This window comes from Pusillimonas sp. NJUB218, assembly GCF_003788685.1.
Taxonomy (GTDB): domain Bacteria; phylum Pseudomonadota; class Gammaproteobacteria; order Burkholderiales; family Burkholderiaceae_B; genus Neopusillimonas.
The window spans coordinates 131,897-146,184 of record NZ_NQMK01000003.1; the positions used below are offsets into that span (position 1 = coordinate 131,897).

The window sequence follows — 14,288 nt, forward strand, 5'->3', positions numbered from 1 at the left end:
GTTTGAACTTAGACTCAGTGCACGTGAGACGCGTAAGGGCCCGCAGAGGCCGACATCCGCTCACCCTAATAATCAAGGAGACAAAATGAAAGCACTACGTTTAGGTGCCATCGCACTGATGGCTGTGTCGTTGTCGGGTTTTGCGCAAGCCGAAACCGTGAAGGTCGGCATTATTGCCCCGTTTTCCGGCCCCTTTGCACACTATGGAAAATTGTTCAAAGATGGTGCCGAGTCATATCTTGCTCAGCAAGGCGGCAAATTTGGCGGTCACGATATCCAGATTATTTATCGTGATAGCGGCGGCCCCAACCCGGGCGGCACTAAAACCGTAGCTCAAGAACTGATTGTGAATGAGCGTGTCGATTACCTGGGCGGTCTGGTGTTTACCCCCAATGCCATGGCGGTTGCACCGCTTATCCAGCAGTCCAAAACCCCCACGGTCATTTTCAACGCGGCAACATCGTCCATCAACACCAAGTCCGACTACTTCGTGCGCACGTCGTATACCTTGTGGCAGGTGACGGTGCCCATCGCACAATGGGCCAAAAAACAGGGCATTACCAAAGTCGTGACTGCAGTCATGGATTACGCGCCTGGCGTAGATGCCGAAGCCGCTTTCAAGGATGAGTTTGCCAAGCAGGGGGGCGAGGTTGTTGAAAGCATTCGTATGCCGCTCAACACCAACGATTTCAGTCCGTTTGCCCAGCGCATCAAGGCCAGTGGCGCGCAGGCCGTTTATGTGTTCTTGCCCGGCGGGCCGCCTAACCTGGGTTTTGTAAATGCATACAACCAGAATGGTTTGCGTGAAGCCGGTATCCAGTTTCTGGGCACTGCCGAAATGGATGAGTTCGACTTGCAGAAGTTTGGCGATGCCTCATTGGGCTTGCTGACCTCGTTCCATTATTCGGCTGATCACGACTCTGACGCCAACCGTCAATTTAAAGACGCCATGAAGAAACAGGCGGCCGATGCATTGGCCAACTACGCTTCGGTGGGAGCATACGACGGTATGCGCGTGATTCAAAAAATGGTTGAAGCCACCGACGGTAAAAAAGACGGTGAAAAGGCCATGGCAGCCATTAAAGGTTTTGAATGGGAAAGCCCACGCGGCCCGGCAAAAATCGACCCCGATACCCGTCACATTACCCAGAACGTTTACCTGCGCAAAGTCGAGCGTAAAGACGGCACGCTGGTTAACACAGAAATCGAGAACTTCGGTCCGCAACGCGACCATGGCTTGAAGTAATCGAAGGGGGCATGCGTGCTGCTACTCAGTAATATTCTGATCGACGGAATCGTCTACGGGATGGTGTTGTTTGTCATCTCTGTGGGCCTTTCCGTCACCATGGGGTTGATGCGGTTCATCAACCTGGCCCATGGCGCATTTGCCATGCTGGGAGGGTATGTCACGGCCATTCTGGTGCGTGAGCAAGGCTACCCCTTTCTTACGGGCTTATTGATTGCCATTGTGGCCACCATGGTCGTGGCGGCACTGCTCGAAACCTTTGTGTTCCGTTTTTTGTACAAAAAAACGGAGCTGCAACAGGTGTTGTTCACCATTGGTTTTACCTTCGCTTGTATTGCAACGGCCAACTTCTTTGCGGGTGCATATATCCAGCAAATTCCGTTGCCCGAATTGCTGCAGGGGTCGATCAGCCTGGGTGAACGCACCTTGCCTAAGCAGCGCGTGCTGGTCGTGGTGGCCGGCTTCATTGTGGTGTTGCTCATCTGGTTACTCATTTCCAAAACCCGTTTTGGCATCTGGTTACGTGCGTCGGTCGACAACGCCGCCATGTCCTCGTCGCTGGGGATCAATATCCGGGTGGTGCAGTGCGCCACGTTTGCAGCCGGGGCGGGTCTGGCTGCTTTGGGTGGTGTGCTTGGCGCCGAACTCATGCCCCTCGAGCCTTATTACCCCCTGAAGTATCTGGTCTTGATGTTGGTTGTGGTTGCCGTGGGTGGCCTGGGCAGTATTTCCGGGACGTTGGCAGCAGCCTTGTTGCTGGGCGTAATCGACACCACCAGCAAGTACCTGGCATCCGACTTCGGCACATTCTTTTTCTACGCAGCCATGATTGTTTTGCTGGCGTTGCGACCTGAAGGCATTTTACGGAGACACTGATGACGTTATCCCCTGTTTCCGCGGGTATGGCCATGCGTCAATCCCCCTGGGGCTGGCTGGGCTATGTGGCTGCGCTGGCTGTGATTTTTCTGTTGTATTGGTATTTGCCCGGGCAATTGCTCATTCTTACCCGCATCGCCATGATTGCCATTTTGGTCATGTCGCTTGACCTGGTAACGGGTTATGGCGGGTTGCCCACACTGGGTCAGGCGGCCATGTTTGGCATGGGGGCGTATGCCGCCGGCTTGTTCGCCAAGTTTGTGATGCCCGACCCTTTGCTGGGGCTGTTGGTTGCAGCAGGCTCGGGTGCCTTGCTGGCCTTTATTGCCGGTTTGTTTTTGGTGCGCTATCAAGGGTTGGCGTTCTTGATGCTGACGATTGCTGTTGCGCTCATTATGCAAAACCTGGCCAGCAAGCTGCAGTTTATTACCGGGGGCGACGACGGCTTGTCGGGTTTCGAAGTGGCGCCCATTTTTGGCCAGTTTCAGTTCGATATTTTTGGGGTCACCGGCTACTGGTACGCCATGGTCGTGATGCTGTTGTCGTTTGCCGTACTGCGGCGCATTATGCGCTCGCCGTTTGGTTTGTGCTGTGTCGGTATTCGCGAAAACCGCGACCGTATGGCGGCCAATGGCACGCGTATTTACCCGCATTTGGTCAAGCTGTATACGTTGTCGGGCGTGTTTGCCGGCATCGCCGGGGGCTTGTTTGCCCAAGTCAACCAAGTCGTCGGCTTAGATAGCCTGGGTTTCGAGTTGTCGGCCGAGGCGCTGGTCATGCTGGTGCTGGGTGGGCTGGGCACATTAAGTGGGGCCATTATCGGCACCACCCTGTACACCATGATTCACCACTTTGCCGCGACCGCAAATCCGTTTCATTGGCTGTTTGTGATTGGTGGGTTGTTGATGCTCGTCGTGTTTTTACCTAAAGGCTTTGTGCAGCAGATGATGCGCCGGTTAGGGCTGAATGTACTGGCACTGTTCGGGAGGCGCGCATGACGCTGCTGAAGGTTGAGCATCTTAAAAAGTCGTTTGGCGGCCTGAAGGTGACTGACGATGTGTCATTCAGCTTGTCGGCGGGTGAGCGCCTGGCCATTATTGGCCCTAACGGCGCCGGTAAAACCACATTGGTCAATCAGGTGGGCGGAGTCCTGCATGCTGACGAAGGGCGTGTGTTGCTGAACGATACTGACGTCACGTCTTGGCCCAGCTACAAGCGTGTGGCTCACGGCTTGGTGCGTACTTTCCAGATTTCGAAGCTGGCGCCCGACATGCCGGTGATTGATCAGGTTGCACTGGCTATCCATCAGCGAGATGGTTCTATTGGGCAGATGTGGCGAAGCAAAAACTCGTACACCCACATTATTGACGAGGCTGTAAACATTCTGGCCGAGCTGCAGCTGACGCGTGTCGCCCACAACACACCGGCTGAAATGGCTTATGGCGACCAGCGTCTGGTAGAGGTGGCACTGGCACTGGCGCTGCGGCCTAAGGTTTTGTTGCTCGACGAACCCATGGCCGGTGTGCCCAAGTCCGAGGCGCAACTGGTGCTCGACGCGCTTGAGCGCTTGCCGGCAGAACTGGGGGTGGTGATTATCGAACACGATATGGACCTGGTGTTCCGGTTTGCCAGCCGCATTTTGGTGCTGGCCAATGGTGCGGTACTGGCCGACGGTACACCCGATGATATTCGCCGCAATGACGTGGTCAGGGCGGTGTACCTGGGTAAAGAGGGGCAGATATGAGTCAGTTATTGGCTTTGGATGGCTTGGAGGCCGGGTATGGCCCGCTTACCGTGCTGCATGGCGTGTCGTTTAGTGTGGCCGAAGGTGAACGGGTATGCCTGATCGGGCGCAATGGTGTGGGCAAGTCGACCACACTGAAAGCCATTATGGGGCTGACCGATTACCGTCGTGGCAGCTTGGCCTGGAGGGGTGCCGACGTGGCGCGTCGCAGTACGGTCGATCGCGCACGGATGGGCATCGGCTATGTGCCGCAAACACGCGATGTATTTCCGTCGCTGACCGTCGAAGAAAACTTGATCGCCGGGTTACGTAGCCGGCCGGCATCCGACATTCAGCGCGCCTATCAACTGTTCCCGCGCTTGCAAGAGCGTCGCAATAATCCCGGTACGGCGCTTTCAGGTGGCGAGCAGCAAATGCTTTCAGTGGCCCGTACCTTGTTGGGTAATCCGCAGCTCCTGTTGCTCGACGAGCCGCTCGAGGGCCTTGCACCCATTATTTGCGAGGAACTGATGCACGCGTTCGACCAGCTAAGTCAGCAGCAAGGCGTGGCTATTTTGCTGGTTGAACAAAAAGTACAAGAAGCCCTGAAGTTTGCGCAGCGCGCACTCATTCTTGACCACGGCGCGGTTGTGCACGAAGGCCCCACCGCCGAACTGATTGAAGATCCTTCGGTACTTGACCGCCATATTTCGGTGGCTGCAGTGCCGGGGCAGGCCCATTAAGCAAAATACGAAGCAGGAGACAATCATGAAAATTCACGCCAGTAAAACCCAGACGCCGCCGGCGCACGTCACACGTCTCGATATCGATCCGTTCGGCGACGATTTTTTAACCATGCCTTATCCGCATCACGAAACTATGCGTGAAGCCGGTGAGGTGGTTTGGCTTGATTCTTACGGTTTGTGGGCGTTTACGCGTTATCAGCCGGTCAAGGCCGGGCTGAGCGATTGGCAGAACTTTATTTCGTCTGCCGGGGTGGGCTTGGCCAATTTCCGCACCGAGAAGCCTTTTCGTCCCCCCAGCCTCATCCTCGAAGCAGATCCACCTGATCACACCAAGGCTCGCGCGATTCTTGCGCGTATTTTGTCGCCGAAGGTCGTGCAGCAGGTGCGGGCCGAGTTCCAGGCCCAGGCCGAGGCGCTGATTGATCGTCTGGTCGAAAAGGGCGAGATCGACGCCATTAGTGATCTGGCCAAGGTTTACCCGCTGCGCGTGTTTCCCGACGCCGTTGGCTTGCCCGATGAGGAGCGTGACACGCTGCTGCTTTATGGCGATATGGTGTTCAATGCCTTCGGACCGCGCAACCATGTGTTTCAGAAAGCGGTCGAGCGCTACGAGCCGGTGCGTGAGTGGATTATGGATAAGTGTCGCCGCGAGGCGCTGCGCCCGGATGGCTTTGGCGACCAAATTTATCAGGCGGCAGATGCGGGCGAAATTACCCATGAAGAGGCCACGATGCTGGTGCGCTCCTTCTTGTCAGCCGGGGTCGACACAACGGTTAACGGGATCGGCAACGCGATCTATTGCTTCGGGCAGTTTCCCGACCAGTACGCCAAGCTTGCAGCAGACCCTGCGCTGGCGCGCATTGCCTTTGAAGAAACATTGCGTTTCGAGTCCTCGGTACAAACTTTCTTCCGTACGGTGAATCGCGATGTTGAGTTTGCCGGTGCCCAAATGCAAGAGAACGATAAAGTGCTCTTTTTCCTGGCGGCGGCCAATCGCGACCCACGTCAGTGGAAAGATCCTGAGGTATTCGATATTGAGCGCAAGCCGGTGGGTCACATGGCCTTTGGCACGGGCATTCACGGCTGCGTCGGTCAGGCCATCGCCCGGCTGGAGGGCGAGCTTATACTCACGGCCCTGGCCCGTAAGGTCAAGCGCATTGAAATCATCGGCGAGCCGTTACGCCGCTTGAACAATACGCTACGCGCGCTCGAGTCTTTGCCGGTGCGCCTGATTCCGCATTAACAAAAAAGAGGTTTGATTAAAGTGGCTGTTGTTAAATATATAAGCGCCGACGGCGCGGTAACCGAGATAGATGTTTCGCCGGGCGTCAACCTGATGCAGGCGGCTGTCAATGGTGGCGTGGTCGGTATTGTGGGTGAGTGCGGTGGGTCGGCCATGTGCGCGACCTGCCATGTGTATGTCGATGAAAATGACATGGGCAAGTTTGATGCGGCCAATGCACCCGAGCAGGAAATGCTCGAGTGCACGACCAGTCCGCTCAAGCCCACCAGCCGACTCAGTTGCCAACTGGTAATTAAAGACGACTGCGACACGATCACGGTACACTTGCCCGAAACACAGCAATAACGCGGGTTTACGGCATATGGCCAAGGCAAAAAGTTCGGTTTCGACGGCAACGCCAACGGGTGGGCGTGGTAGGCGCACACCCTTGACACGGGCGGTGGCACAGCCAGTGCAGCCGCCGCTGGAGCCCGAGAACCCGACAGGCGGTATTGACCTTGAACAGTATGTGCCGGCCTACCTGACGTTTACCGCCACCAAGCTGGCCAGCGGCGCTGCCGCGGTTTATCGCAAGTACTACGGGGTCGGCATCGAGGTCTGGCGGGTGCTGGTCATGCTGGCGCTCGAAGAGAAAGTGTCGGTCAATATGGTGTGCAAGCTCATTGGTATGGACTAGGGCTCGGTCAGCCGCTGCTTCAAAACCATGTACGAAAAGGGCTTCATCACGTTTTCGGTCGACCCCGATGATGGCCGGGTGCGTTATGCTACTTTAACGCCGGCCGGCCGCGCCAAGCACGACGAAATCAAGGCTGTGGCGCTCGAGCGCCAGCGTGTGTTGCTGTCATGCTTGTCCGACGCCGAGGCCCAGACATTCATGGGCTTGCTGCTGCGCGTGCACGGCAATTTGCCCAATGTCGAAAAGGCAACCCAGGCCTACATCAAAGAAAAAGGCCCTAAAGCCATTACGTCAACCTGAAGGATGATCCCGTTTTGAAGAATATCGTTGTTGTTGGGGGCGGGCATGCCGCAGCCCAGTTTTGTGCATCCGTCCTTGAAGCCGACTCGTCGGTAAAGCTGACCCTGATCACTGAAGAAGGCTATTTGCCGTATCAGCGGCCGCCCCTGTCAAAAACCTTCATCAAAGACGAAAACCCACAACCGGCGTGGCTGCGGCCGGGCAGTTTCTATGCTGACAACGGCATTAATGTCCACGTTAATACGTGTGTCACTGCCATCGACCGCGAGGTGCAACAGGTCACGGTCAATTCGGGCGATACGTTCCCGTATGATGTTCTGGTGTTGGCCACGGGTACGCGTGCACGGATGCTGCCCCTGTTCGAGGGCGAGTTCAGTAATGTCTTCACCTTACGCACCATCGACGACGCACAGCGGCTGCGCGACCAGATCGGCACGGCCAGTAATGTCCTGGTGTTTGGCGGCGGCTTTATCGGGCTCGAACTGGCCGCTACAGCGTCGGCGTTGGGCAAGCATGTAACGGTCCTCGAAGCTGCCGATCGCTTGCTTGGCCGTTCGGCCTCTCCCGAAATCTCCGATTATTTGCTGAGCACCCATCGTGCCAACGGCATAGCCATCGAGCTGGGTTGTCGTGCCGATCGCCTTGAAACGCTGGACGGCGTGGTCAAGGGCGCCTGGGTGGGCGACCGCTTCTTCGCTGCCGATGTCGTCGTGGTTGGTGTGGGCGCGGTACCTAATGTCGAACTCGCCCAAGCGGCCGGGTTGGATTGCGATAACGGCATTATGGTCAACGAATTCATGCAAACCAGTGACCCGGCCGTATATGCGATTGGCGACTGCACTGCGTTTCCGTCGGCCATGCTGGGGCGTCGGGTGCGTCTGGAGTCCGTTCAAAATGCCAATGATCAGGCCCGATGCGCTGCGCGCAGCATTTTGGGTGACCCGGCGCCGTACACGGCGATGCCTTGGTTCTGGTCAGATCAGGGGGCGACCCGTATTCAGATTGCAGGTGTGCCAGATGCCGCGAATGAACGTGCTGTGCGCGGTAACCCGGCCGAGGGCAAGTTTTCGGTGCTGTATTTTGAAGGCGACCGCCTGACGTGTGCCGAGTCCATTAACTCGCCGGCCGATCACTTGGCCTCGCGTCGCCTGATTGCCGACAAGGTGGTGGTTGATCGGGCTCAGGCGTTGGACACCTCGGTAGCGCTTAAGACTTTGGGTCTGGCTTGATATAAAGATTGCGCCCGGCACCCATGCCAAATGTGAACGAACCGGTTGCCAGCACCAGATAAAACACGGCAACTGCGTGCCAGTTGCCGGTGAGTTCGTGCAGCACACCCACAATAATGGGGCCGGTTGCGGCGACGGTGTAGCCTACCCCTTGGGCCATACCCGATAGCGATGCAGCGACCTGGGGGTTGGGGGCGCGTAATACCAGCAAGGCCAGTGCCATGCTAAACACCCCGCCCAGCCCCAAGCCTAAAATAGTTGACCATAGCCACATGGTTTCCAGGGGCGCGTATATGGTGGTCATGAGGCCAACAACCGACAGCGCCAGCATGAGCGCGATGGTGCTGCGCTGATCTTTGCTTCGGGTGGCCAGCCAGGGCGCCGATAGCGAAGTGACGACCTGAACGCCCATGCAAATAGACAGCATGAAACCAGCGGCCAGGGGCGTAAGGCCGCGATCGACCAGAATGACGGGCAACCAGCCAAATACACAGTAGGCGATGGACGATTGAATGCCCATGAACAAAGATACCTGCCAGGCCAGGGCGTTGCTGCGTAGCTTGGGCAGCTTGACTGTGGCGGCGAGCGGGTTGGCCTTGCCCGCCTTTGAATAGGGTAGCCACAGCGCAATGGCGACAAACAAAGGCAAGTTCCAGAACGCCAGGGCCCAGCGCCAGTCGCTGCCGGGTATGGACTCGACGGGCACCGTGAACGCGGCGGCGACCGTAGCCCCCAAGCACAGGGCGGTTGAATAAAGCCCCATCATGGCACCTGCTTGTGTGGCAAAGTTCTTTTTGATTAAGCTGGGCAGCATGACCATGACTACGCTGATGGCCGCACCGGACACTAGTGTGCCCGCAAACAACCCGAATGTGCCGAACAGGCTTCGGAGTGCGACGCCCACGCACAATACGATCAGTGCGAGCGTGACCAGTTGTTCTGACGAGCGATAGCGCTGCAAACGAGGAACAAAGGGGGCGAAAGCGCCAAAGCAAAGCACCGGTAAGGTGAGGAGCAGGCCGACCATGGTGCCCGACAGCGACAGGCTATGGCGGATGGACTCGACTACCGGCCCGACACTGATGAGCGCCGAGCGCAGGTTGATGGAGATAAAACAGATCGCAAATACAAGCAGCAACTTTGAGCGGATGGTGCCTTCGGGCTGAGCGGTTGAAGGCGGTTGTGCAGCATCTGGGTGTGTCGACATGGCAACCTGAAATACAAGACGGGTGGTGCGGCTTAGGCGGTTAGCGGGCGCGTTGAAAAGCAGTGTGCCACAATATTTGTAGCGATGGCATACCATAGCACTGATGCGCTTACAGTGTGCTTTAATGCCGTCACTTAACGCTTGTCTTTTCAAATTCGCGGGTTGTTTTTCATGTCTTCAGTTGCTTCCCGGGGGCCGGTTACCTCTAATACGTTTGCCTACATTGTGTTTGTGGCCGGGGTGTGTGCGGCCTTGCACGTCTGGAAGCTGCCGCCGGCGCTGCCCGAGCTGCAACGTCAGCTGGGCATGACATTGGTCGAGTCGGGCTTTTTGCTGTCGCTGGTGCAAATGGGCGGCATGAGCCTGGGTTTGATGATCGGGCTGGTGGCCGAGAAAGTTGGCCTGCGCCGTTGCATTTTGCTGGGTCTGTCGTTGCTGACGGCCAGCTCTGCGTTGGGCCCGTTGTTCGACAGTAAAACGGCCCTGTTGTTGTTCCGGGCCCTCGAGGGACTCGGGTTCCTGATGGTGGTCATGCCCGCACCCGGGCTTATTCGGCGCTTGGTCGAACCGGCCTATTTAAGTCGCTTGCTTGGGCTTTGGGGGTGTTATGTGCCCTTTGCCACCATTATTGTCTTGATCTTCGGCTCGTGGTTGCTCAGTTTTTCGCACTGGCAGGTATTGTGGTGGCTACTGGCAGTGCTTACAGGCGCTATTTGGTGGCTGGTGTGGTCACGCGTGCCGTCCGATGCGGTGTATCGCAGCGCGGCGGCCACAGACGCGGCTGCCGCGCCTCCTCCGCGTGCCTGGAGTATCGTCTGCCAAACCTTGTCCTCCCGAAATGTCTGGCTGGTGGCGTTAAGCTTTTTGGCGTACTCGTCGCAATGGATGGCCGTGGTGGGCTTCTTGCCCTCTATCTACGTCGTCGAGGGCTTTTCCGGCACAACGGCCGGCTTCATGACCGCCATTGTGGGCGGCAGCAATGCGTTGGGTAACTTTTGGGGCGGCCGTTTGTTGCACAAAGGTCTGCAGCCGCAAACGCTCATTGCCACGGGCTTCATCACCATGGGGCTGTGTTCGTTTGTGGCATTTGCCTTAAATATTTCAACCCCGGTTCAGTTGGTCATGGTCTTTTTGTTCTCGGCCGTTGGTGGGCTGATTCCGGCGACGTTGTTTTACCTGGTGATTCAGCTGGCGCCTTCGCGCCAGACCACATCCACGTCAGTAGGCTGGATGCAGCAATGCACCGCGCTGGGCCAGTTTATTGGCCCGCCCATCGTGGCTTGGGTGGCTACGCTGGCCGGGGGCTGGCAAATGACATGGGTGGTGACGGGGCTGTTTTCGTTGGCTGGCATTGCCATGGCCTGGATGCTGGGTAAAGCGCTGCAGGCGCGCGGCACACCGATTTAGTTTTTTGGGGTGCTGCGCAACCGCACGCCGGTGGCCAAAAAGGTGCCGGCCAGTACCACGCAGGCGCCCACTACAATGGCGGGCGTTAGGGGTTCACCCAAAAATATCACGCCCCACATCACGCCCATGGGTGGCACCAAAAAGGTGACGGTAATGGTTTTGGTTGGGCCGACGCTGGCGAGTAGCCTGAACAGCAGTACGTAAGCCAATCCTGTACATAGCACACCCAGAGCGATGGCGGCCGACCAGGCGGTTACCGATACCTGGGCCGAATCAGGCCAGGTAAACAGGGCGAACGGCATGAAAATGAGGGCCGTGGTGCCAACGCTGCCTGCGGCACTGGCCATAGGGTCGACCGTTTTAAGGTACAGCCCCGAGTAACACGCGGCAATTGCGTAGCATAGCGGGGCGCCCAGCCCGGCGATAACCGGCAGCAAATGGGTGGCGCCCGAACTGGACTGCAGGTCGTCTGACACCAGAATAAGAATGCCGGTGAAGCCCAGAACAAGCCCGCCGATGCGCGGTGCGGTCATGCGTTCTTTTAGCCATACGCGGGCGATCAGCCCGCCAAACAAGGGTGTCATGGCATTAAGAATAGCCAATAGGCCCGAGGTGAGATGCTGTGCCGCGTAAGCCAGCATTAAAAACGGAAAAGCCGAGTTAAACAGGCCTGCCACACTGATAGTGCGCCAGTTCTGAATGAGACTGGGCATTTTGCCTAATGCAATGACCAGCATCATCAGGAACGCCCCGCCGGCAAAAGCGCGAATCTCGATGAGGGGCATAGGCCCGACTTCGTGAATGGACAGCAGCATGAACAGAAATGATCCGCTCCAGATGATGCTGAGAATGATGAGATTGCGCAGATCTTTTAAGGGCATATGCGTACGGGAGCGGCAAAATTTGATGTTAGATTGTAGGAGCAATTGCATAATGATGGGGGCCGCAGGCCAATGAAGATTTCCGACACCGCACTTCAAGACGTCAAGCTCATTACGCTGGACGTGCATCGCGATGCTCGGGGGTATTTTCTCGAGACATTCCAGGCGCGTCGGTATGAGGCCCAGTTGCCTGGGTATAGGCCGTTTGTGCAAGATAATTGCAGCTACTCTGCCAGGCATGTCGTGCGTGGCTTGCACTATCAGCTTAAGCACCCTCAGGGTAAGCTGGTGCGTGTGGTGCAGGGCGAAATCGTCGATGTCACTGTCGACGTCCGGCGCAGTTCGCCGCAATTTGGTCAGGTGCAAATGGTGGCGATGTCGGCGCGCGGCTTTACTCAGCTATGGGTGCCGCCAGGCTATGCTCACGGTTTTGTCGTGGTGTCTGAAGACGCCTTGGTCGAATATAAATGTACTGATTTTTATCAGCCTGGCGACGAAGTCTGCCTGCGTTGGGATGATCCGGCACTGGGTATTGACTGGCCGGTATCCGACCCGGTGGTTTCCGACAAAGACAGACAAGGTTTGGTGTTGTCGGCGTTGTGTGAACTAGGGAGTGTTTTTTGAGAGTGTTGATATTCGGCGGCGCCGGGCAGTTGGGGCGTTGTTTGCAAGACCGTGCGCCAGCGCATTGGCATATTCATGCGCCCACGTCGGCCCAGGTCGATATTACTCAGGTGGCCCAGGTTGCCGACGTCGTGGCCTCGTTTACGCCAGATGTGCTTATCAATGCTTCGTCTTATAACGCAGTAGACGCCGCAGAATCGGACACGGATCGTGCTTATGCCGTCAATGCCCAGGGCCCCGAGCATATGGCTCGAGCGGCACGCGGTTGCGGCGCTCGCTTTTTCCATGTGTCGACAGATTATGTGTTTGATGGCACGCATCAAGCGCCCTATACAGAAGACGATACGCCGGCGCCCCTGGGCGTGTATGGGCAGTCGAAGAGGGCGGGTGAACTGGCGGTGCTTGCCGCCAACCCCGACGCGATCGTGGTGCGAACCGCCTGGCTATTCAGCGAGTATGGCAAGAATTTCGTCAAGACTATCTTGGCACTGGCAGCACAAGACAAACTGCTGACGGTGGTTAACGACCAGGTGGGGTCACCTACCTACGCGGGTGATCTGGCCGATGTCCTTATTGGGCTCGCCGGTCGCGATGCGATACCCGGCGGTATTTACCACTTTGCCGGCCGCGAGGTGGTGTCATGGTTTGAATTTGCCGGCGCTATTTTGGCAGGTGTGCCGCACCGGCTGCAACCGATTACGACCGATGACTATCCCGTTCGGGCGCGGCGTCCGCAATACTCGGCGCTGGCTTGCCGGAAGTTGCAGGCGCTAGGCTTTAAGCCGCATGCTTTGTCCGATAACCTGGCCTATGTCCACCGCAGGCTGGCTTTACTCGATGGCAAGCTGGCGCACGCCGTTCAGGAAGGTATCGGCAATCATCGCGGATAAATCGGCGGGCTTGATCGAGCCCGACGGCTTGTACCAGACGGGGATCCAGTTGGTCATGCCGAAATACAGCATGGCCATGGCGGTGATTTTTTTGCGGGTGATTTCAACGTCGGGCCGTAGCGACTGTATCAGCAGCACCGCCCGGTTGATGATGCGTTCTTGAATCACAATGACTGAGCGCATCGCGGTTTTGTTTAAGTAACGCATCTGGGTAATCAGCACCGTCATTTCTTCGGGGACACGAATATATTCATTGACCAGCGTTGTAGTCAGAGCCCGAAACTTTGCCTCTGGGGTGTGTTCGGCCTCAATGGCCGCGTCGACTTTCCAGGCCAGGTCTTCGATTTTCCAGGTGATCAGGCCATACAAAATGGCGTGCTTTGAGCGATGGTAATGGTAAAGCGAAGATTTTTTTACACCGCATTGGGTGGCGATATCTTCGAGCAGCGTTTCGCTGTAGCCTTGGCGTGCGAACAGAATTGCTGCTGCCTTAAGGATATCTTTTTTTCGGTCTTCGTAATCCAGTGCGCGTGTGCGTGCCATGTGCGTGTCCGTTCAAGCAGGAGATGCTTTGCCAAAGCGTTGGCGAAATTCTACCCGCAGGTCGGCTTGTGTGCGTTGGATGCTGGCTCGATTGAGCAATTTTTCGAGGTAGTCGGCCAGGGGCGGCAGCACGTCTTGCAATAGGCTGGCGGCCCCAACGAATTGCAGGGCACGTTTCATGGTGGCAAAGTGCGCCCAGGCGGCGGCGTCAGCATGGGTAAAGTCATGGCCACACAGCCACGGTAAAAAATCGGCGCGGCGTGCCAGATAGACAAGTCCGCGTGCGACATCTGCAGTGACTTCTTCGGCCAGGCCTGGGGCCAGCGTGCCGCCCCAGAAGGCGGCGCCATAAAGCCTTCGGGCGGGTAGCTCCAGGTAAAGCTCAAGGTAGCTGATCAGTTCGCGACAGCGCGCCCGCTCGACTGCGTCGACGGGGTAAAGGCTGGGCGCTTGTCCACGCGTTTCTTCAAGGTACTCGATGATGGCTTGTGACTCGAAGACGAGGCACCCGTCTGGTGTTTCCAGGTAGGGGACTTTTCCGGTCGGACTACCCTCGGGCCAGCGGTCGGTAGGCCGTACAAGTATCTCTTCAAATGGCCGGTTTTGCTCCAGCAGAGCTATTTTTACCTTGTTGTAGTAGTTGCTTAGCGGTGTGCCGTACAGGCGAATGGCTTGGGTCATAAGGTCTTCCGATGGG

General features: G+C 57.1%; 17 protein-coding genes. 13 read left to right on the forward strand and 4 right to left on the reverse strand.

Features of this window, described 5'->3' with window-relative positions; genetic code table 11:
• The first annotated feature begins 85 nt into the window (after positions 1-85).
• The 10 genes from CHR62_RS05630 to CHR62_RS05675 are packed head-to-tail and all read left to right on the forward strand — an operon-like array spanning position 86 to position 8,039.
• Complete coding sequence (locus tag CHR62_RS05630) at positions 86-1,246, forward strand: ABC transporter substrate-binding protein (protein WP_093970891.1); 1,161 nt, start codon at positions 86-88, stop codon at positions 1,244-1,246.
• Positions 1,247-1,261: 15 nt separating this feature from the next.
• Positions 1,262-2,122, forward strand: coding sequence for a branched-chain amino acid ABC transporter permease (locus CHR62_RS05635; RefSeq protein ID WP_093970892.1), 861 nt, complete (start codon positions 1,262-1,264; stop codon positions 2,120-2,122).
• Entirely contained in the window at positions 2,122-3,120 is a 999-nt protein-coding gene (locus CHR62_RS05640; protein ID WP_123660301.1) for a branched-chain amino acid ABC transporter permease, read from the forward strand. The genes CHR62_RS05635 and CHR62_RS05640 overlap by 1 nt, the downstream gene beginning before the upstream one ends.
• Positions 3,117-3,866 (forward strand): ABC transporter ATP-binding protein, encoded by a 750-nt coding sequence (locus CHR62_RS05645; protein ID WP_123660302.1) that lies wholly within the window; start codon positions 3,117-3,119, stop codon positions 3,864-3,866. Before CHR62_RS05640 ends, CHR62_RS05645 begins: the two co-directional genes overlap by 4 nt.
• Positions 3,863-4,588, forward strand: coding sequence for an ABC transporter ATP-binding protein (locus CHR62_RS05650; RefSeq protein ID WP_123660303.1), 726 nt, complete (start codon positions 3,863-3,865; stop codon positions 4,586-4,588). The genes CHR62_RS05645 and CHR62_RS05650 overlap by 4 nt, the downstream gene beginning before the upstream one ends.
• Positions 4,589-4,613: 25 nt before the next feature.
• Complete coding sequence (locus tag CHR62_RS05655; RefSeq protein ID WP_123660304.1) at positions 4,614-5,834, forward strand: cytochrome P450; 1,221 nt, start codon at positions 4,614-4,616, stop codon at positions 5,832-5,834.
• A gap of 21 nt (positions 5,835-5,855) precedes the next feature.
• The gene (locus CHR62_RS05660) at positions 5,856-6,179 is read left to right on the forward strand and encodes a 2Fe-2S iron-sulfur cluster-binding protein (protein WP_093971012.1); all 324 of its coding nucleotides are present in this window, start codon (positions 5,856-5,858) and stop codon (positions 6,177-6,179) included.
• A gap of 16 nt (positions 6,180-6,195) precedes the next feature.
• Positions 6,196-6,510 carry a hypothetical protein gene (locus tag CHR62_RS05665; protein WP_123660305.1) on the forward strand — a complete coding sequence of 105 codons (315 nt, stop codon included), beginning with the start codon at positions 6,196-6,198 and terminating at the stop codon, positions 6,508-6,510.
• A gap of 27 nt (positions 6,511-6,537) precedes the next feature.
• On the forward strand, positions 6,538-6,810 hold the full coding sequence (locus tag CHR62_RS05670) for a MarR family winged helix-turn-helix transcriptional regulator (protein WP_123660306.1): 273 nt from the start codon (positions 6,538-6,540) through the stop codon (positions 6,808-6,810).
• A gap of 14 nt (positions 6,811-6,824) precedes the next feature.
• Positions 6,825-8,039: an NAD(P)/FAD-dependent oxidoreductase gene (locus CHR62_RS05675; protein ID WP_123660307.1), complete on the forward strand. Its 1,215-nt coding sequence runs from the start codon at positions 6,825-6,827 to the stop codon at positions 8,037-8,039.
• On the opposite strand, the gene CHR62_RS05680 is transcribed toward CHR62_RS05675, so the two are convergent.
• Positions 8,017-9,246 carry an MFS transporter gene (locus CHR62_RS05680; RefSeq protein ID WP_093971013.1) on the reverse strand — a complete coding sequence of 410 codons (1,230 nt, stop codon included), beginning with the start codon at positions 9,244-9,246 and terminating at the stop codon, positions 8,017-8,019. The two genes, CHR62_RS05675 and CHR62_RS05680, sit on opposite strands and share 23 nt — an antisense overlap.
• Before the next feature lie 171 nt (positions 9,247-9,417).
• Here CHR62_RS05680 and CHR62_RS05685 point away from each other — a divergent pair, with 171 nt between their 5' ends.
• On the forward strand, positions 9,418-10,653 hold the full coding sequence (locus CHR62_RS05685; protein ID WP_093971014.1) for a CynX/NimT family MFS transporter: 1,236 nt from the start codon (positions 9,418-9,420) through the stop codon (positions 10,651-10,653).
• Here the strand turns inward: CHR62_RS05685 and CHR62_RS05690 are convergent.
• Complete coding sequence (locus CHR62_RS05690) at positions 10,650-11,534, reverse strand: DMT family transporter (protein ID WP_123660308.1); 885 nt, start codon at positions 11,532-11,534, stop codon at positions 10,650-10,652. The genes CHR62_RS05685 and CHR62_RS05690 overlap by 4 nt on opposite strands.
• Before the next feature lie 72 nt (positions 11,535-11,606).
• On the opposite strand from CHR62_RS05690, the gene rfbC reads away from it, so the two are divergent.
• Both rfbC and rfbD read left to right on the forward strand, forming a co-directional pair.
• Entirely contained in the window at positions 11,607-12,158 is a 552-nt protein-coding gene (rfbC, locus tag CHR62_RS05695; protein ID WP_093970899.1) for a dTDP-4-dehydrorhamnose 3,5-epimerase, read from the forward strand.
• Positions 12,159-12,160: 2 nt separating this feature from the next.
• Positions 12,161-13,048, forward strand: coding sequence for a dTDP-4-dehydrorhamnose reductase (gene rfbD, locus CHR62_RS05700; RefSeq protein WP_233574893.1), 888 nt, complete (start codon positions 12,161-12,163; stop codon positions 13,046-13,048).
• Here the strand turns inward: rfbD and CHR62_RS05705 are convergent.
• Both CHR62_RS05705 and CHR62_RS05710 read right to left on the reverse strand, forming a co-directional pair.
• Positions 12,989-13,591 carry a TetR/AcrR family transcriptional regulator gene (locus tag CHR62_RS05705; protein WP_123660309.1) on the reverse strand — a complete coding sequence of 201 codons (603 nt, stop codon included), beginning with the start codon at positions 13,589-13,591 and terminating at the stop codon, positions 12,989-12,991. The two genes, rfbD and CHR62_RS05705, sit on opposite strands and share 60 nt — an antisense overlap.
• 12 nt (positions 13,592-13,603) lie before the next feature.
• A complete protein-coding gene (locus CHR62_RS05710; protein ID WP_123660310.1) occupies positions 13,604-14,272 on the reverse strand; it encodes a glutathione S-transferase family protein in 669 nt (222 codons plus the stop codon).
• Between the last annotated feature and the right edge of the window lie 16 nt (positions 14,273-14,288).